The sequence below is a fragment of the Streptomyces lushanensis genome, assembly GCF_001700515.1.
Lineage (GTDB): Bacteria > Actinomycetota > Actinomycetes > Streptomycetales > Streptomycetaceae > Streptomyces > Streptomyces lushanensis.
In genome coordinates this window covers 18,648-36,838 of sequence record NZ_MAUD01000202.1, presented here as the reverse complement: position 1 = coordinate 36,838, position 18,191 = coordinate 18,648, and the positions used below count along the sequence as shown (strand labels likewise).

Genomic DNA, 18,191 nt, shown 5'->3' with positions numbered 1-18,191 from the left:
GCGCCCAGCCCACGGTCCGCTTCCCTCGCATCGCGCGCTTCCGGAGGCGGGTCGTGCGGCCTCCGGAAGCGCGCGATGCGAGGGAAGCGGACCGTGGGCTGGGCGCGCCTCGTCTGGGGGCGCTGATCGGTACGAGGGATGGCACAGGTGGACATGTTTTTCCGTCTCCTCCGGGGCGGCGCGGACGCGGCCGTGGGGCGCGGCCGAGAGACACGGCGTGTGGCAGCGGAATGCTCAGCTCAACTCTCGGTAAATGAATCGTAATGGAGAGTAAAGATTGTGGCAGGACTTTCCGGGCAAAAGGAGCAATCATTCACCTGTCCCGGTGATTAGTGATCTTTTACGGCTTGTCGTTTCTTCATTTCTTCAGCCTGGATGCGACGGTGTCCGCGCTCGGCGCCGTGCCGGCAGTCGCCGCTCGGCACTTCGGTACTGGAACCTGAAGGAAGAGGGTGGGCGGATGCTGGCCGCCACAAGGAGAACCGCCTTCGGCGCCGCCGTCACGGCGCTTGTCGTCGGCGCTGCCGGATGCTCCGGATCGGGCGGGGACGAGGCCCGCACGGGTGCCCCCGGAGCCAAGAAGGGTCCTGCCGCCGCCCCGAAGGCCGTTGTCAAGCTCATCGGTGACGGTTCGACCGCGTTCACCGGCGCCCAGCCGAATCTCGCCAAGCCCGAGCGGCTCAAGCCGGGGGAGAAGCCCCCGCAGTTCGTGGTGTTCTCGTGGGACGGCGCCGGAGAGGACAGCCAGAAGCTCTTCTCCCACTTCCGCGAGCTGAGCAAGAAGCACAAAATGACCATGACGTACTTCCTGAGCGGCGTTTATCTGCTGCCCGAGGAGAAGGCGGAGAAGTACCGGCCGCCCCAGCACTCGCCGGGCAGCTCGGACATCGGCTTCAACGATGTCAAGGGGATCAAGGCCACCCTGCGGGAGCTGCGCGCCGCCTGGCAGGACGGCAATGAGATCGGCACCCACTTCAACGGCCACTTCTGCGGCGACGACGGCGGCGTCGGCACCTGGTCCGTCGACGAGTGGAAGAGCGAGATCAACCAGGCCAAGTCCTTTGTGAAGAACTGGAAGACCAACGCGGGGCTGAAGAGCGAGGCGCCCTTGCCGTTCGACTACGACAAGGAGATGGTCGGCGGCCGAACGCCCTGCCTGGAAGGCCAGAAGAACATGATGAAGGCGGCCCGGACGATGGGCTTCCGCTACGACTCCAGCGGGATCAGTAACCAGGTCTGGCCCAAGAAGACCGAGGGTATGTGGGACGTCCCCCTCCAGCTCGTCCCCGTCCCGGGGCGTGACTTCGAGACTCTCTCGATGGACTACAACTTCATGTACAACCAGTCGGGAACGGTCCACGGCGATCCGTCGCAGCACACCTTCTGGGGCAACCAGATGCGGGACGGCCTGCTCCAGGCCTTCGACCGCGCCTACAAGGGCAACCGCGCCCCGCTGATCATCGGCAACCACTTCGAGTCCTGGAACGGCGGCACATACATGCGTGCCGTCGAGGAGACGATCAAGAAAGTCTGTGTGCAGAAGGACGTACGGTGTGTGTCCTTCCGCCAGCTCGCCGACTGGCTGGACGTGCAGGACCCGGCACACCTGGCGAAGCTGCGCGGACTCCGTGTCGGCCAGGCGCCCAAGGGCGGCTGGGAGAAGTTCCTGCCGACGCTGGCGGCGGGCCCGAAGGGCTCCGCGAGCCCGTCGTCCCAGCCCTCGTCCCAGCCGTCCGCCCAGCCGTCCGCCCATCCCGGCAAGCACTGACCGGGTGGGCGACCCTTCGGGTCCCGGCCCCGGCCGGCCGCTGGTGCCGGGGCCGGGGGCCGGAGGTCCTCATGGCGGGACGACGGGTGTGGTGGCGCCCCCGGCGACGGGTGTCGCGCCCTATGACGGCTGACGTACGGCCGGGGTCTCGCCGAGGACGAAGGCGGGGTCGACCTGAGCGGCCAGGTCGACGCCCGTCTTCGCGTTGCCCCAGCTCTTCGCGTTCTTAAGATGGAAGTGGACCATCTGCTGTGTGTACCGCTCCCAGTCGCGGCGCTCGTACGAATCCTCCGCCGCGTCCTGGAGTGTCTGGAGCGCACAGCGGTTGTCCGCCTCCAGCAGATCGAACGGGTGCGGTCGGCCCTTCTCCATCGCCCGGACCCAGTCCGAGTGGCCCACCGTGATGAGCAGGTCGTCGCCCACCTCCGTACGGAGGAAGTCCAGATCGTCCTCGTTCTGGATCTTGTTGCCGACGACCGCCAGCGAGACGCCGAAGTCCCGTGCGTACTCCTTGTACTGGCGGTAGACGGACACACCCTTGCGTGTCGGCTCGGCCACCAGGAACGTCAGGTCGAACCGGGTGAACATCCCGGAGGCGAAGGAGTCCGAGCCGGCCGTCATGTCGACGACCACATATTCCTCGGGTCCGTCGATGAGATGGTTGAGGCACAGCTCCACCGCGCCGACCTTGGAGTGGTAGCAGGCCACGCCGAGATCGGACTCGGCGAACGGGCCGGTGGCCATCAGCCGGATCTCGCCGCCGTCAAGCGCGAGACGCCGGGCGCAGGCCTCGTAGACCGGATTGTCCTCGCAGACCCGGAGGAGCCGTGATCCCTCGCCGGGCGGGGTGGTCTTGATCATCGCGTCGGCGGAGGCGATGCGTGGATTGCTGCCGCGCAGATAGTCCTTGATCAGCGGAAGGTGTGCCCCCATGGCGGGCAGGGCTGCGGCCTCCGCCTCGTCGAGGCCGAGTGCGACCCCCAGATGCTGGTTGATGTCGGCGTCCACCGCGATGACGGGTGCCTCGTTGGCGGTCAGATGGCGGATGAAGAGCGAGGACAGCGTGGTCTTGCCGCTGCCGCCCTTGCCCACGAAAGCGATCTTCATGTTCACGTAGGGTAGTGGTTCTCTTGCTGAAGGTGATGGTTTCGTGCGGGGAAGACCACTCCAAGGTGGGGCTCACACCATGGGCGTAGCCTCCCTACTTATGAGTACGACAGCCTCTGACGGCTTTTTCGCGCCGCGGCCGGAGGATCCCCTTGCCGCGCTGGCCGCCCTGCCGGGAGTCCCTGAGGCGGTGGATTCGGTGCGCCGCGCGGTGGACCGTGTCTACAGCCACCGCGTCATGCGCCGCCGCAGTGACGAGGTCACCTCGGAAGCGGCCCTGCGTGCGGCACGCGGTTCCGCGGCGCTGTCCGGCGCCGACTGGGCGCTCGAAGAGGTGCGCCGCCGCTCCGACTTCAGCTCGGGGGCCGAGGCCCGTACGGTCGGTGCGGCCCTGCGGCTGAACGCCGAGGCGGGCCAACTCCTCTCCATCTGGGTGCAGTCACCGCTGCGTGTACTGGCCCGGCTGCATCTGGTCGCCGCGGGCGGCTCCGGCGTCCCGGACGGGACGGTGGGCCGGCCCCGGCTGGCCGGTGAACCGGTGGTGGAGATGCCCGGTGGCGGCATGACAGGCCCGCCGGCGGAGACCCCGCTGCCCGGTGTGGACGAGATGGCGGGACGGCTGGACGGACTGTCGGCGCTGATCGTCGGGGTCAGCACCGCGCCGGCGCTGGTGACGGCCGCCGTGGTGCACGGCGAGCTGCTCGCGCTACGGCCCTTCGGCTCGTACAACGGCCTGGTGGCGCGGGCCGCCGAGCGGGTGGTGCTCATCGGCAGCGGTCTGGATCCCAAGTCGGTCTGTCCGGCGGAGGTCGGCCACGCGGAGCTGGGGCGCGCGGCGTACGCGGCTGCCTTCGACGGCTATCTCTCGGGCACCCCGGACGGTATGGCGGCATGGATCAACCACTGCGGACGCGCGGTCGAGCTGGGTGTCCGGGAATCGACGGCCGTCTGCGAGGCGCTCCAGCGAGGCGCGGCCTGACCGGTCCCGGCAAGGTTGCGGCGGCACCGTCCTGGCGCCGCCGCTGGCATGTCCACCGGGTTACCAAGCGTCCTCTTTGTGTTGCCCATCAGGTCGGGTGCTTTGCCCGTCACCTGGTGCGGCTGGCCCGTAATCGACGGGTCGACGTCGCGTGGGTGCTCGGTTTCCATGCTTCGGTCCGTGGGGCCTTATGCGTTAACTGGTGATCCTCTCGGATGTCCTTGGTCTCGCGGGCCGTTGAATCCTTTGTACTCCTGCCCACAAGGATGCGAAACCCCTGGCCGCGCTTCTTTACTTTTAGGTTCAAACAAGGGCGAAACGGTCACGCCTTCTGTGCTTTTCGGTGGGTGGTCGATCGGGGTTGATTTCCGCCCGGGCGCCGTGGGCGCCCGGTCATGTGAGCGTGGACTGGCGGCGGCGGCTGGCGTACCAGACCAGCCCGGCCGTCGCTGCCGCCGCTCCCACGGCCGCCGCCGCGACCAGGGCCGGGCGGGGCGGCATGGAGAAGGCGGGCAGTCGCTGCTTGAGCCGGACGGGCCGGCTGAAGACGAGAATCGGCCAATCCCGGGCCAGTGCCTCGCGCCGCAGCGCGCGGTCCGGGTTGACGGCGTACGGATGGCCGACCGACTGGAGCATGGGGACGTCGGTGATGGAGTCGCTGTACGCGTAACAGCGGGACAGGTCGTATCCCTCGGACTCGGCGAGTGCCTTGATCGCCTCGGCCTTGGTGGGCCCGTACGCGTAGTACTCCACTTCGCCCGTGAAACAGCCGTCGTCGCCGACGACCATCCGGGTGGCCACCACCCGGTCGGCTCCGAGCAGCTCGCCGATGGGCTCGACGACCTCCGCGCCGGAGGTGGAGACGATCACCACATCGCGGCCCGCGGTGTGATGGTCCTCGATGAGGGAGGCGGCCTCGTCGTAGATGATCGGGTCGATCAGGTCGTGGAGTGTCTCGGCGACGATCTCTTTGACCTGCTGGACGTTCCAGCCTTTGCAGAGAGCGGAGAGGTACTCCCGCATCCGTTCCATCTGGTCGTGATCGGCGCCTCCCGCGAGGAAGACGAACTGCGCGTATGCGGTGCGCAGTACGGCGCGGCGGTTGATCAGGCCGCCTTGGTAGAAGGACTTGCTGAAGGTCAGCGTCGATGACTTCGCAATGACCGTCTTGTCCAGGTCAAAGAAGGCTGCTGTGCGCGGCAAGGAGTGGTTTTCCACGAGGCCGAGCATATGCGCCCACCATTCGGCGTAAGCTCGGGCGCGTGGGTTTGCCTGAGAAGGCTCTCGGGTACACCATGGAAGTCACGGATCGTTCGCGACCGTGCTAACCCGGTCCGGCTCCTCCCCCCCCGAGTCGGCCGTGGGGACGACCCCCGCTCTCCCCCCCGGCGGGGGTCGTCGCATGTCCGGACGCGTTTTGGACTCTCCGGCACGCCGTCCTCCTCTCCTCGACGACGCTGTGTAGCGGGCCTCTCTTCCATGTATACGCGTCACTGTGCGTAGTTGATGTGCTGCTCTCCGGAAGTCACCGGTATGAGCGAGCGAGATATTCACAACTGGTGAGTTGTCCACAGTTTTCGAGCAAGATCCACACGATTTCCCGTTCCGTTGCACGGTGATTCCCGTCGTGAAGTTCACGGAAGCCGGAATCGCCGATACCGGATGGGTGCGAGATCGCGGGAGAGCGTTCGCAGTTCCGGGTCGGCACGTAGATGGATAGGGGCGGAGATCGTGGCTGGATCCATGACATCCGAGCGGTCGGATGTGACCGAAGGACGCGGGACGGGACCGCTGATCGTCACCGAGGATGTGGAGCTGCTCGACGATCTGCTGCGGTTGTGTGCCGCGGCCGGCGCCGAGCCCCAGGTGCACCACTCGGTGCCCGAGCGCGCGCGGTGCTGGGACGACGCGCCGATGGTGCTCGTCGGGGACGACGCGGCGGCCCGCTGCCGCGGTGCCACCCGCAGGCGGGGCGTGATGCTGGTCGGACGGGATCAGGACGATCCCGATGTATGGCGGCGGGCGGTGGAGATCGGCGCCGACTGCGTGCTGAGGCTGCCCGACGCGGAGAGCTGGCTCGTCGACCGGATCGCGGACGCCGCCGAGGGCGCGGGCCGGCAGGCGCTCACGGTCGGCGTGATCGGCGGGCGGGGCGGCGCAGGGGCCTCGACGCTGGCCTGCGCGCTGGCTGTGACCGCCGCGCGGACCGGTCGGCGCACGATGCTCATCGACGGCGATCCGCTCGGTGGCGGGCTCGATGTGCTGCTCGGCGGGGAGCAGACGGCGGGCAGACGTTGGCCGGATTTCGCGGCATCCAAAGGACGGGTCGCGGGTGGCGCGCTGGAGGAATCGCTGCCCCGTCTCCATGAGCTGCGGGTGCTGAGCTGGGATCGCGGGGACTCGGTGGTGATCCAGCCGGAGGCCATGCGGTCGGTGCTCGCAGCCGCCCGCAGGGGCGGCGGTGTCGTGGTGGTGGATCTGCCGCGGCGGGTCGACGAGGCCGTGGCGGAGGCACTGGCCCAGCTGGATCTGGGGCTGCTGGTGGTGCCCGCGGAGCTGCGGGCGATCGCGGCGGCCGGCCGGGTGGCCTCGACGGTGAGCATGGTGCTCCAGGATCTGAGGGCGGTGGTCCGCGGTCCGTACGCGGCCGGGCTGGACGAGCGCTGGATCGCCGACGCGCTCAGGCTTCCGCTCGTGGGCGAACTGCCCCTGGAAGCGGGGCTCTCGCAGGACCAGGACGGCGGAGCGCCGCCGGGCTCGCGGGCGCGCGGACCGCTGGCCGCGTTCTGTACGGCCTTCTGGGAGCGGGCCCTGGCCGGGGACGGGAGCGTGACGCCATGACGGCGGTGACGGCCCCGGGCGGGCTGCTGGACGCCGTACGGCAGCGGCTCGCGGAGAGCGGCGCGGATCCGACGCCGGCGAGGGTGGCCGCCGCGTTACGGGCCCAGGGGAGGCTGCTGGGGGACACGGAGGTGCTGGGCGCCGCGGAGGAATTGCGGTGCGAGCTGGTGGGGACGGGGCCGCTGGAGCCGCTCCTCGCCGATCCGTCGGTGACCGATGTGCTGGTCTCCGCGCCCGACCGGGTGTGGGTGGACCGTGGCGGCGGGCTGGAGCTGACCGCCGTGTCGTTCGCCGACGCGGCTTCCGTACGGAGGCTGGCGCAGCGGCTCGCCGCGGTGGCCGGGCGGCGGCTGGACGACGCGCGGCCCTGGGTGGACGCCCGGCTGCCCGACGGGACGCGTATGCACGCGGTACTGCCGCCGGTGGCGGTCGGTTCGACGTATCTATCGCTGCGGGTGGTGCGGCCCACGGCGTTCTCGCTGGCGGAGCTGACCGCGGCGGGGACGGTGCCGCCCGGCGGTGAGCGCCTGCTGCGGGCGCTGATCGAGGCGCGGCTGTCGTTCCTGATCAGCGGAGGCACCGGCACAGGGAAGACGACCCTCCTGGCCACCCTGCTCGGCCTGGTCGGGCCGCGGGAGCGGATCGTACTGGCCGAGGACTCCGCGGAGTTGCGGCCCGACCATCCGCATGTGGTGCGGCTGGAGGGCCGGCCGGCGAACCAGGAGGGCGCGGGACTGGTGGAACTGCGGGACCTGGTCCGGCAGGCGCTGAGGATGAGGCCGGACCGGCTGGTCGTCGGCGAGGTCAGAGGCCATGAGGTCACCGAACTGCTGGCCGCTCTGAACACGGGGCACGAAGGTGGCTGCGGCACTGTCCATGCCAATACGGCGGCGGACGTTCCCGCGCGGCTGGAGGCCCTGGGGACGGCGGCGGGCCTGGACCGGGCCGCGCTGCACAGCCAGTTGGCCGCCGCGCTCTCGGCCGTGATCCATCTGGTGAGGGATCGCGACGGGCGCCGGAGGATCGCCGAGGTGCACGTGCTGGAGCGGGACGCCGCCGGGCTGGTGGTGCCGGTGCCCGCGCTGCGCTGGCGCGCCGACGCCTTCGCGTACGAGCGAGGCTGGCCACGCCTGCTGGCGCGGATCGGAGGCGCGCTGTGACAGCTCTGTGGACGGCGGTCCGGGTGGGGGCGGCGGCCCTCTGCGCGGGGGCCGCGGCCTGGCTGACGGTCGGGCACGCGCGCGGGCTGCGCCGGGCCGTGCTGCTGTTCGGGGACGGCGTTGGGCCGGCCGGCACCGCGCGGTGGGTCCCCTGGTGGTCGTCCTGGGCGGCGAAGGCCTGTGGACGGGTGCGAGGGCTCGGGCGGGAGTGGCTCTGTCTGCCACCGGCCCTGGTGCTCGCCGTGCTGGGGGAGTCGGTGCTGCCGCTGATCGGGGGCGCACTGGCGGTACCGCTGACGAGGCGGAGCCTGCGGTCGCGGGAGCGGAGGAGAGCGCGGGAGCGGAGGGCCGACGGAGTTGTCGCGCTGTGCGGCGCGGCGGCGGGCGAACTGAGGGCCGGTCTTCACCCCGCACAGGCCCTGGTGGCCGCCTCGGGGTCCACCGGCGGGCTGGGAGGCGCTGAGACCGCCGTACTGGCCGCCGCGCGGTTCGGCGGGGATGTACCGGGCGCCCTGCGCCTGGCGGCCCGTGAGCCGGGCGCTGACGGGCTGGTGGGGCTCGCCGCCTGCTGGCGGGTGGCCGTGGACGGCGGTGCGGGGCTCGCCGCGGGGCTGGACCGGCTGGAGGCCGCGCTGAGGGCCGAGCGGGAGCGGGGGGAGGCGTTACGGGCCCAGCTGACCGGCGCCTGGTCGACGGTCGCGCTGCTCGCGGTTCTTCCGGTGGTGGGTCTGCTGCTGGGTTCGGCTCTGGGCGCGGACCCGCTGCGGGTGCTGCTCCACACCCCGGCCGGCTGGGGACTGCTGGCGGTGGGCGGAGCGCTGGAGGGCGTGGGCCTGTGGTGGGCGGTTCGGATCGTACGGGCGGGGGAGGCGCCATGAGCCAGGACGGCGTCCACAGGCTGTGGGCCGCGCTCCCGGCCGTCGCCGCCCTCGGGTGCGCCGTGCTCGCGGTGGCGGCCGTACGGCGCGAGCGGCACGTGCGCGGGCGGCTCGCGGCCCTGCTGGCTGTCGGGTCCGGACAGCGGCGAGCACGGCCGGAGATCGCGGCCTGGGCGCGGCGCTGGGGTCCGCCGCTCTGCGCGGCCGTCATCGGCTGGGTGCTGGTCGGTGGGGTCGGCGGCTTGCCGGCGGGACTCGCGGGGGCGTACGGGGTACGGAGATGGCTGCGTACCAGGAAGCCGGACGACGGCGCCCTGGCCGGTGAGACGGCGGGGCAACTTCCGCTCGCCGCCGATCTGCTGGCCGCCTGCCTCGCCGCCGGGGCCGGGCCGCGAGAGGCGGCGGAGGCGGTCGGCGAGTCGCTGGGCGGGCCCGTGGGCGACCGGCTGGCACGCACGGCCGCGGAAGTGCGGCTCGGTGGCGAACCGGCCGAGGCGTGGGGACGGCTCGGGGCGATACCGGGTGCCACGGCACTGGCCCGCTGTCTGGAGCGGGCAGCGGTCACGGGCGCGCCGGCCGCGGCGCCGGTGTCCAGGCTGGCCGAGGGCTTCAGGGCGGAGCGTTCGCGCGCCGCCCTGGCCAGGGCCCAGCGGGCCCAGGTGCTGATCACCGCGCCGGTGGGGCTCTGCTTCCTGCCCGCCTTTCTGACGGTGGGGGTGGCGCCGGTGCTCATCGGTCTCGCGAGTGGGCTGCTGAACGGCGACTGAGCCTTCTCGGCCGGGCATCACGAGCGGATCTTCTTTCAACTCTTTCAATGACTTCTACGGGGAGACGGACATGTGGAGGACCACGCGACGGACGGCACCGAGGGTGCGGACGGCCTGGACGGGCTGTGTGAATCGGTGGGGAGGGATCAGGCGGGTATGGCGAGGGCGGCTTCGCGCCGACACGGGGATGGCGACGTCCGAGTACGCCGTGGCGACCATCGCGGCCTGCGCGCTGGCGGCCGTGCTCTACAAGGTGGTCACGAGCGGGTCCGTCTCGGCCGCGCTGGAGTCGGTGATCGGGAAGGCGCTCCATGCGCAGATCTGAGGCCGTGCGTTGCGAGCGCGGGTCCGTGACGGCGGAGGCGGCCGTGGCCGTACCGGCGCTGGTGGTGTTCACGATGGCCCTGCTCTGGGCTCTGACGGCGGCCTCCGCGCAGATCCAGTGCGTCGACGCGGCGCGGGTGGGGGCACGGGCCGCGGCCAGGTCGGAGCCACGGCCCGCGGCGCTGGACGTCGCGCGCTCGGCGGCTCCGAGGAGCGCGAGGGTGACGCTGGAGCGTACGGGTGATCTGTGGCGGGTGCGGGTGGAGGCGCCGGTGCCCGGGACGGGCGGGCTGGGCGTGACGCTCACGGCGGAGGCGGTCGCGTCGGCCGAGGACGCCTTGGACGCCTCTGGAGGCGGCAGGGGAGGCCCGGTGCCGGCGGTGGTGGTGTCGTGACCAGGGACCGGGGCGCGGCGACGGTGTGGGCGGCCCTGGCGGCCACCACGATGTGCGTGGTGTTCGCGGTGGTGCTCGCCATGGGACAGGCGGTGGTCGCCCGTCACCGGGCGGCTGCCGCGGCGGATCTCGCGGCCCTCGCCGCCGCGGACCACGCGCTGCTGGGACAGGCGGACGCCTGCGGCCGGGCGGCCGATGTGGCGTCGGCACAAGGCGCGGAGGTGGTGAGGTGCGGGCTGAGCGGCGGGATCGCGGATGTGACCGCCCGGGCGCCCTTCGGCCCGTACGCCCCGACGGTCAGGGCCCGCGCGGGCCCGCCGCTCGCGACGCCCCCGCCCCCGGCCCGGAAGGCCGGGCCCTGAGACGGGAGCTGCTCGACGGCTATTCCACGGAGGGCGCGACCGGCCCGGCCGCTGCGGCTCCTGAGGCCGCCGGAGCCACCTGAGCGGCTGGAGCCCCTGGGGCCGGAGTCGCTGGGCTCGCCGGAACGGCTGGGGGCGCCGGGAGCCGCGGGGCGGAGCTGAGCAGCTCGGTCAGGAGTCGTACGGCGCCTCGCTTGTGCAGGGGATCGTTGCCGTTGCCGCACTTGGGGGACTGGATGCAGGACGGACAGCCGGCGTCGCACTCGCAGGAGGCGATGGCCTCGCGGGTGGCCGAGAGCCACTCCCGGGCCGTGCGGAAGGCCCGTTCCGCGAAGCCCGCGCCGCCGGGATGGCCGTCGTACACGAAGACCGTCGGCAGCAGGGTGTCCGGGTGGAGCGGTACGGACACTCCGCCGATGTCCCAGCGGTCGCAGGTGGCGAAGAGCGGGAGCATCCCGATCGAGGCGTGCTCGGCCGCGTGGAGCGCGCCGCCGAGCTGCTCCGGATCGACCCGCGCCCGGTCGAGCTGGTCCTCGGTGACCGTCCACCACACGGCCCGGGTGCGGAGGGTCCGTGGCGGCAGATCGAGCTTGCTCTCGCCGAGCACCTCGCCGGTGACGAGCCTGCGGCGCAGAAAGGAGACGACCTGGTTGGTGACCTCGACGGAGCCGTAGCAGAGGCGTCCGTCGCCCCAGGGGATCTCGGTGTCGGTTTCGAGGACGGAGATGGCGGTGGTGTCGCGGGCGGTGGTGGAGTACGGCGGGGCGGCCTCCTCGACCAGGGCGACGGAGTCGGCCAGATCGAGCCGCTTCACCAGATAGGTCCGGCCCTGGTGGAGATGGACGGCGCCGTCGTGGACCGAGGTGTGGGAGGCGGCCTCGTCGACCGTGCCCAGCAGTCTGCCGGTCGCGGCCTCGACGATCTGGACGGGACGGCCGCCCTCGCCCCGGATGTCGGTGAGGTCGGCGGCCCGCTCCCGGCGGGTCCAGTACCAGCCGGAGGCACGGCGGCGCAGGAGACCGGCGGTTTCGAGCTGCGGCAGCAGTTCGGGGACGGCCGGGCCGAAGAGCGTCAGATCGTCCTCGGTGAGCGGGAGTTCGGCGGCGGCGGCGCAGAGATGAGGGGCAAGGACGTACGGGTTGTCCGGATCGAGGACGGTGGACTCGACGGGCTGCTGGAAGAGCGCCTCGGGATGGTGGACGAGGTAGGTGTCCAGCGGGTCGTCGCGGGCCACGAGAACGGCCAGGGCTCCTTGTCCGGAGCGGCCCGCGCGGCCCGCCTGCTGCCAGAGCGAGGCGCGGGTGCCCGGGTAGCCGGCGATGAGGACGGCGTCCAGGCCGGAGACGTCGATGCCCAGTTCCAGCGCGGTGGTGGCGGCGAGGCCGAGAAGTTCGCCGGAGTGCAGCGCGTTCTCCAGGGCGCGGCGCTCCTCGGGGAGGTAACCGCCCCGGTAGGCGGCGACGCGGCGGGCCAGGGAGCGGTCCACCTCGGCCAGACGTTCCTGGGCGATCACGGCGACGAGTTCGGCGCCGCGACGGGAGCGAACGAAGGCGACCGTACGGACGCCCTGGACGGTCAGGTCGGTGAGGAGGTCGGCGGTCTCCGCCGTGGCCGTACGGCGGACGGGAGCGCCCTTCTCGCCGTGGAGTTCGGTGAGCGGGGGCTCCCAGAGGGCGAAGACGAGTTCGCCGCGCGGTGAGGCGTCGTCGGCGACCTCCCGGACGGTGAGCCCGGTGAGCCGGCCGGCGGCCACGGCGGGTTCGGCGGCGGTGGCCGAGGCGAGGAGAAAGACCGGATTCGCTCCGTAGCGGGCGCATACGCGGCGGAGCCGGCGCAGTACCTGGGCCACGTGCGAGCCGAAGACGCCGCGGTAGGTGTGGCACTCGTCGATGACGACATAGCGCAGGGAGCGCAGGAAGGAGGACCAGCGAGGGTGGGACGGGAGTATGCCCCGGTGCAGCATGTCCGGGTTGGTCAGCACGTAGTTGGCGTACTGCCGGACCCATTCGCGCTCTTCGACGGGGGTGTCGCCGTCGTAGACGGCAGGGCGTACGCGGTTGCCGAGCGGTTCCGCGAGCGCTCTGACGGCGCGCCGCTGGTCGGCGGCGAGCGCCTTGGTCGGGGCGAGATAGAGCGCGGTCGTGCCCCGGCCGTTGGCGGCCTCCGAACCGTCGAGGAGCGTGGACAGCACGGGAGCGAGATAGGCGAGGGACTTGCCGGAGGCGGTACCGGTGGCGATGACGACCGATTCGCCGTCCAGGGCGTGCTCGGCGGCGGCTGCCTGGTGGGCCCACGGATGGTCGATCCCGGCCCGCTGAATGACGTTGATCACTTCTGGTCTGATGCGATCCGGCCAGACGGCATGACGGCCCGCCCGCGGGGGCAGGTGCTCCGTATGGGTGATGCGCGTAGCCCGGCCCGCTCCCGCGGTGAGCCGGTCGAGGACCGTACCGGGAGAGGGGCGCATGCCCCCGGTCTCGGGGGGCGCGCTGGGGCTGGGTTTCCTGGCCATCGGCATCGAGTGTGTCACTGGTGTGACGGACAATGGGCTCAAGGCGTCGTGCGCGACTGCTGGTAAGTGATTGAATGCCATCGCGGCTGGCGATACGTCCCCTGGCTCCGTCGGGGAGACCCGAGGGGCGACCGCTCGATAGCAAGGTGCTGGAGGATCCGTGGACCTGTCCCTGTCGACTCGCAATGTGTCCGGCCCTGGTGGCGACCGTACGGTCGTCGAGGTCGGTGGCGAGATTGATGTGTATACCGCGCCCAAGCTGCGCGAGCAGTTGGTCGAGTTGGTGAACGACGGCAGCTACCACCTGGTTGTCGACATGGAGGGCGTGGACTTCCTGGACTCGACCGGTCTCGGCGTGCTCGTGGGTGGCCTGAAGCGAGTGCGCGCCCATGAGGGCTCGCTGCGTCTGGTCTGCAACCAGGAGCGCATTCTCAAGATCTTCCGGATCACCCGCCTCACCAAGGTGTTCCCGATCCACACCACGGTCGACGAGGCCGTGGCGGCCACCGACTGAGGTCGGCCACAGACTTCCGGAAGAGGGCAGAGGCACCGGGCGTTCCGCCCGGATGCCCTCGCTCGTGAGTTCGCACGCTCGTACGTTCGAGGGGGATCGCATGGCCACCGTTGAACTGCGCTTCAGCGCTCAGCCCGAGCACGTCAGGACGGCCCGTCTGGTGGCGGCCGCCGTGGCGCGCCGGGCCGGGGTCGACGAGGCGGTGTTGGACGAGGTCAGACTCGCGGTCGGTGAGGCATGCAGCCGGGCGGTCGGGCTGCACCGCAGCCATGGCATCACCGCCCCGGTGAAGGTCGTGCTGACCGAGGAGGAGAAGAACTTCTCCATCGAGGTCGGCGACGGCGTCACCGGCACGGGCGGCGGCGCCGGTAACGGTGGTGACGCGGCCTCCGGCGGGTCCGACGGCGCCTCCTCGGGCGATCTGTACGAGGGCGACGCCGAGGGTGAGGACGAGATGGGGCTCGCGGTCATCAGCGGGCTCGTCGACGATGTCGAAGTCACCACGGGAGACGACGGCGGGGTCATCCGGATGAGCTGGCCGACGACGCCGGCCGTCACGATGCCCTGATCGAGCCAGGATGCCCTGATCGAGGCGGTCGTGATGCCTTGATCGAATCGCGCCGATGTGTTGATCAGACTGCCGGGATGCCCTGATCGAATCTCCCGATTGCTCCGCCTCGAAAGGCCCTGCTGAGCAGGGCCTTTCTTATTTCACCGATGATCGTCGATCATTTTATCAATGCGCTTATCCCATTACCTATTTTCAGCGCGATCATTTGTGTTCGGATAAGTCAAGGTCGATTACATGTGGCGTGCTCTGTTTTGATCAGGTCTTGCTCCCTACAATCCGTCCATCTTGAACGCTGAGCGTCAAGGAGGACGAATGGCGGGGCACTTCCATCCACAACTGTCCGAACACCCCACTTCTCTCGCAGCGGCGATACTGACGGACGACAATCGGCTCATCGTGATCGTCATCGCAGTGGTCGCGCTGGCGGCCCTGTTCGTCGCCCAGCTCCTGGTACGCCAGGTCCTGTCGGCGGGCGAGGGCACGGATTCGATGAAAGAGATCGCGGCGGCCGTACAGGAAGGCGCGAATGCCTATCTGGCCAGGCAGTTGCGTACCCTCGGCGTCTTCGCCGTCGTGGTGTTCTTCCTGCTGATGCTGCTTCCGGCCGACAACTGGTCGCAGCGCGCGGGACGTTCGCTGTTCTTCCTGGTGGGTGCGCTTTTCTCGGCGGCCACCGGTTACATCGGCATGCGTCTTGCCGTACGCAGCAATGTGCGGGTCGCCGCGGCCGCGCGCGAGGCGACACCGGCGCCGGGCGAGCCGGAAAAGGATCTCACGGCCGTTTCCCACAAAGCCATGAAGATCGCATTCCGTACGGGCGGTGTGGTCGGCATGTTCACGGTGGGCCTCGGCCTGCTCGGGGCCTCCTGTGTGGTTCTCGTCTACGCCGCCGACGCGCCCAAGGTGCTGGAGGGCTTCGGACTCGGCGCCGCGCTGATCGCCATGTTCATGCGTGTCGGTGGCGGGATCTTCACCAAGGCCGCCGACGTCGGAGCCGACCTGGTCGGCAAGGTGGAGCAGGGCATTCCTGAGGACGATCCGCGCAATGCCGCGACCATCGCGGACAATGTGGGGGACAACGTAGGGGACTGCGCGGGCATGGCCGCGGACCTGTTCGAGTCGTACGCCGTGACGCTGGTCGCCGCGCTCATTCTCGGCAAGGCGGCCTTCGGGGACTTCGGGCTCGCCTTCCCGCTGATCGTTCCCGCGATCGGGGTGGTCACGGCGATGATCGGCATCTTCGCGGTGGCTCCGCGCCGCGCCGACCGCAGCGGTATGAGCGCCATCAACCGCGGCTTCTTCATCTCCGCGGTGATCTCGCTCGCCCTGGTGGCCGTGGCGGCCTTCGTCTATCTGCCGTCCTCCTACGCCGGGCTGGACGGAGTGGACGATCAGGAGATCCTCACGCACGGCGGCGACCCGCGCGTGCTGGCCCTGGTCGCGGTCGCCATCGGTATCGTGCTCGCCGCCCTGATCCAGCAGCTCACGGGCTATTTCACCGAGACCACCAGGCGCCCGGTCAGGGACATCGGCAAGTCCGCCCTGACCGGTCCCGCCACCGTGGTGCTCGCGGGCATCGCCATCGGTCTGGAGTCCGCCGTCTACACCGCGCTGCTGATCGGGCTCGCGGTGTACGGGGCTTTCCTGCTCGGCGGTACGTCGATCATGCTCGCCCTCTTCGCCGTGGCGCTGGCCGGCACCGGGCTGCTCACCACCGTCGGCGTCATCGTCGCCATGGACACCTTCGGTCCGGTCTCCGACAACGCCCAGGGCATCGCCGAGATGTCCGGCGACGTCCAGGGCGCGGGCGCGCAGGTGCTCACCGACCTCGACGCCGTCGGCAACACCACGAAAGCCATCACGAAGGGCATCGCCATCGCCACGGCCGTACTCGCCGCGTCGGCGCTCTTCGGCTCGTACCGCGACGCCATCGCCACGGCCGTCGCCGATGTGGGAACCGTGGCCGACGGGCTGACGCTCAGTCTGGACATCTCCCAGCCCAACAATCTGGTGGGGCTGATCCTCGGTGCCGCGGTCGTCTTCCTCTTCTCCGGGCTGGCGATCAACGCGGTGTCGCGGTCGGCCGGTTCGGTGGTCTACGAGGTGCGACGGCAGTTCCGCGAGCATCCCGGGATCATGGACTACACCGAGAAGCCGGAGTACGGGCGCGTGGTCGACATCTGCACCAAGGACGCGCTGCGCGAGCTGGCCACACCGGGTCTGCTCGCCGTCCTCACGCCGATCGCGGTGGGCTTCTCGCTCGGGGTCGGGGCGCTCGGCTCGTTCCTGGCCGGCGCGATCGGCACCGGCACCCTGATGGCCGTCTTCCTGGCCAACTCCGGCGGTGCCTGGGACAACGCCAAGAAGCTGGTCGAGGACGGGCACCACGGCGGCAAGGGCAGCGACGCCCACGCCGCCACGGTGATCGGGGACACGGTCGGAGACCCGTTCAAGGACACGGCGGGCCCCGCCATCAACCCGCTGCTGAAGGTGATGAACCTGGTGGCGCTGCTCATCGCGCCCGCGGTGGTCCAGTTCAGCTACGGGAGCGACGCCAGCGCGGGCATCCGCGCCCTGGTGGCCGTGCTCGCGCTGGCCGTCATCGTCGGGGCCGTGTACGTCTCCAAGCGGCGCTCGGTGACGGTGGACGGCGGGGACGGAAGCGGCGGGGACGGTTCCGGCGGCGGAACGGAGAAGTCGCCGGACCCGGCCGTGGCGTCATGACGGCCGGCCGGACGGCGCACCGGGGCCCGCCGGCGCGCCGGGGCCCGTGACCGTACGGGCATGGGCGTGGCCTAGGCCGGTCGACGGATGAGCGGCGGGCGGGCGGCGTGGAGGGACGCGCCGTCCGCCCGTCGGCGTTCCTGGGAACGCACGGTGCGCGTGAGGTGTCTCTCTCTTGGTGCAAATGGCTGCAATAGCACACAGACTGTGCGACCTGGACATGGTTGTCGCCCACTTGGCGTGTATGTTCCGGGGCCGAGAGCCTTGGAAGGGACCATCCGGTGAACAAGAAGCTTGTGGCCGCGCTGTCCGGCGGTGCGGTACTGCTCATGACGCTGTCCGGTTGCAGTGACGACAGCGAGAGCAAGGTGAACGACTGGGCCAAGAAGGTCTGCGACCAGGTCCAGCCCGAGCTGAAGAAGATCGGGGCCGCCAACACCTCCATCCAGCAGGCGACCTCGGACAGCACCAAGCCCATCGACGTCCAGAGGACCGACTCCGCGGCCTTCCAGTCCATCTCCGGCGCCTACAAGGCGCTGGGCTCCGCCGTGAACAGCGCGGGCGCCCCGCCCGTCACCGACGGCGAGAAGACCCAGCAGGAGGCCGTCAAGGAACTCAACGCCACCTCCACGGCGTACGCGGGCCTCCAGAAGAAGGTCGACGAACTCGACACGAAGGACCAGGCGGACTTCGCCGACGGCCTCAAGGGCGTCGCGGACGAACTCGACAAGCTCAGCAGGAGCGGTGACAAGGCGCTCCAGAAGCTTCAGTCCGGCTCTGTCGGCAAGGCGATGGCGAAGCAGACCGGGTGCCAGAAGACGCCGCCGACGAGCGCCGGGGCGACCGGCTCGTCGGTGAACGGCGGCTGAGGGCTGTCCCGTAATCCATGGTGGGCGCGCGACGACAGCTACGGCACCTCGCCGCGTTGTCGGACGCCCCCATACGCCCAGTATGGGGACGTCCCTCCGCCTTGCGATGCACCGCATCCGACGCCGCGCGCCGATCCACCAGCGATTACGGGGGACAGCCCTCAGGAACGCTCGGGAAGCATCGGGATCCGTCGGAAACGGTCGGAGACCACCGGAAGCGGTTGTGAACCCGCCGGGAAGTGGCCGGGACGTGGTACGGACAGGCTCGGTGGCGCGCGGTCGGAGTCGGGCGGCGCGCCACCGCTTCTCCCCTGGCGTCCCGGTGCTCCGTACTTGACTTCTGACACCTGTCCCCAGCCCGTGGCGTCCCTCGCCCGACGGCTGGGCCGACAGGGCCCGGACCCCGCCCGTACATCCGCT

Annotated in this window: 16 protein-coding genes; 13 read left to right on the top strand and 3 right to left on the bottom strand. The window is 70.7% G+C overall.

The annotated features are described in order from the left end of the window. Positions 1-460 precede the first annotated feature (460 nt). Entirely contained in the window at positions 461-1,768 is a 1,308-nt protein-coding gene (locus tag BFF77_RS18260) for a polysaccharide deacetylase family protein (RefSeq protein WP_066950822.1), read from the top strand. 120 nt (positions 1,769-1,888) lie between these two features. Here the strand turns inward: BFF77_RS18260 and BFF77_RS18255 are convergent, their stop codons facing one another. Then, positions 1,889-2,875, bottom strand: coding sequence for an ATP-binding protein (locus BFF77_RS18255; RefSeq protein ID WP_066950827.1), 987 nt, complete (start codon positions 2,873-2,875; stop codon positions 1,889-1,891). 100 nt (positions 2,876-2,975) lie between these two features. On the opposite strand from BFF77_RS18255, the gene BFF77_RS18250 reads away from it, so the two are divergent. Next, positions 2,976-3,854, top strand: a complete 879-nt coding sequence (locus BFF77_RS18250; protein ID WP_066950819.1) for a Fic family protein — start codon at positions 2,976-2,978, stop codon at positions 3,852-3,854. A gap of 393 nt (positions 3,855-4,247) precedes the next feature. On the opposite strand, the gene BFF77_RS18245 is transcribed toward BFF77_RS18250, so the two are convergent. Further along, a complete protein-coding gene (locus BFF77_RS18245; RefSeq protein WP_066950817.1) occupies positions 4,248-5,084 on the bottom strand; it encodes an HAD family hydrolase in 837 nt (278 codons plus the stop codon). Positions 5,085-5,597: 513 nt separating this feature from the next. Here BFF77_RS18245 and ssd point away from each other — a divergent pair. From ssd to BFF77_RS18210, 7 genes are all read left to right on the top strand, one after another. Continuing rightward, complete coding sequence (gene ssd, locus BFF77_RS18240; protein WP_066950814.1) at positions 5,598-6,695, top strand: septum site-determining protein Ssd; 1,098 nt, start codon at positions 5,598-5,600, stop codon at positions 6,693-6,695. Next, a complete protein-coding gene (locus BFF77_RS18235; protein ID WP_066950811.1) occupies positions 6,692-7,855 on the top strand; it encodes a TadA family conjugal transfer-associated ATPase in 1,164 nt (387 codons plus the stop codon). Before ssd ends, BFF77_RS18235 begins: the two co-directional genes overlap by 4 nt. Continuing rightward, positions 7,852-8,733, top strand: a complete 882-nt coding sequence (locus tag BFF77_RS18230) for a type II secretion system F family protein (protein WP_245703574.1) — start codon at positions 7,852-7,854, stop codon at positions 8,731-8,733. The genes BFF77_RS18235 and BFF77_RS18230 overlap by 4 nt, the downstream gene beginning before the upstream one ends. Then, positions 8,730-9,500 carry a type II secretion system F family protein gene (locus BFF77_RS18225; protein ID WP_066950809.1) on the top strand — a complete coding sequence of 257 codons (771 nt, stop codon included), beginning with the start codon at positions 8,730-8,732 and terminating at the stop codon, positions 9,498-9,500. The genes BFF77_RS18230 and BFF77_RS18225 overlap by 4 nt, the downstream gene beginning before the upstream one ends. Positions 9,501-9,570: 70 nt before the next feature. Further along, positions 9,571-9,825 (top strand): DUF4244 domain-containing protein, encoded by a 255-nt coding sequence (locus BFF77_RS36900; RefSeq protein ID WP_066950806.1) that lies wholly within the window; start codon positions 9,571-9,573, stop codon positions 9,823-9,825. Continuing rightward, on the top strand, positions 9,812-10,219 hold the full coding sequence (locus tag BFF77_RS18215; protein WP_066950803.1) for a TadE family type IV pilus minor pilin: 408 nt from the start codon (positions 9,812-9,814) through the stop codon (positions 10,217-10,219). Before BFF77_RS36900 ends, BFF77_RS18215 begins: the two co-directional genes overlap by 14 nt. Beyond that, the gene (locus BFF77_RS18210) at positions 10,216-10,581 is read left to right on the top strand and encodes an Rv3654c family TadE-like protein (RefSeq protein WP_066950800.1); all 366 of its coding nucleotides are present in this window, start codon (positions 10,216-10,218) and stop codon (positions 10,579-10,581) included. Before BFF77_RS18215 ends, BFF77_RS18210 begins: the two co-directional genes overlap by 4 nt. 19 nt (positions 10,582-10,600) lie before the next feature. Here BFF77_RS18210 and BFF77_RS18205 read toward each other — a convergent pair whose 3' ends face one another. Continuing rightward, positions 10,601-13,174, bottom strand: coding sequence for a DEAD/DEAH box helicase (locus BFF77_RS18205; RefSeq protein ID WP_245703573.1), 2,574 nt, complete (start codon positions 13,172-13,174; stop codon positions 10,601-10,603). Positions 13,175-13,253: 79 nt separating this feature from the next. Here BFF77_RS18205 and BFF77_RS18200 point away from each other — a divergent pair, with 79 nt between their 5' ends. From BFF77_RS18200 to BFF77_RS18185, 4 genes are all read left to right on the top strand, one after another. Beyond that, the gene (locus tag BFF77_RS18200) at positions 13,254-13,607 is read left to right on the top strand and encodes an STAS domain-containing protein (RefSeq protein ID WP_066950798.1); all 354 of its coding nucleotides are present in this window, start codon (positions 13,254-13,256) and stop codon (positions 13,605-13,607) included. Positions 13,608-13,707: 100 nt separating this feature from the next. Further along, the gene (locus BFF77_RS18195; protein ID WP_066950795.1) at positions 13,708-14,175 is read left to right on the top strand and encodes an ATP-binding protein; all 468 of its coding nucleotides are present in this window, start codon (positions 13,708-13,710) and stop codon (positions 14,173-14,175) included. A gap of 315 nt (positions 14,176-14,490) precedes the next feature. Continuing rightward, positions 14,491-16,902, top strand: coding sequence for a sodium-translocating pyrophosphatase (locus BFF77_RS18190; RefSeq protein ID WP_066950791.1), 2,412 nt, complete (start codon positions 14,491-14,493; stop codon positions 16,900-16,902). 281 nt (positions 16,903-17,183) lie between these two features. Continuing rightward, a complete protein-coding gene (locus BFF77_RS18185; protein WP_066950788.1) occupies positions 17,184-17,771 on the top strand; it encodes a small secreted protein in 588 nt (195 codons plus the stop codon). Positions 17,772-18,191 lie beyond the last annotated feature (420 nt).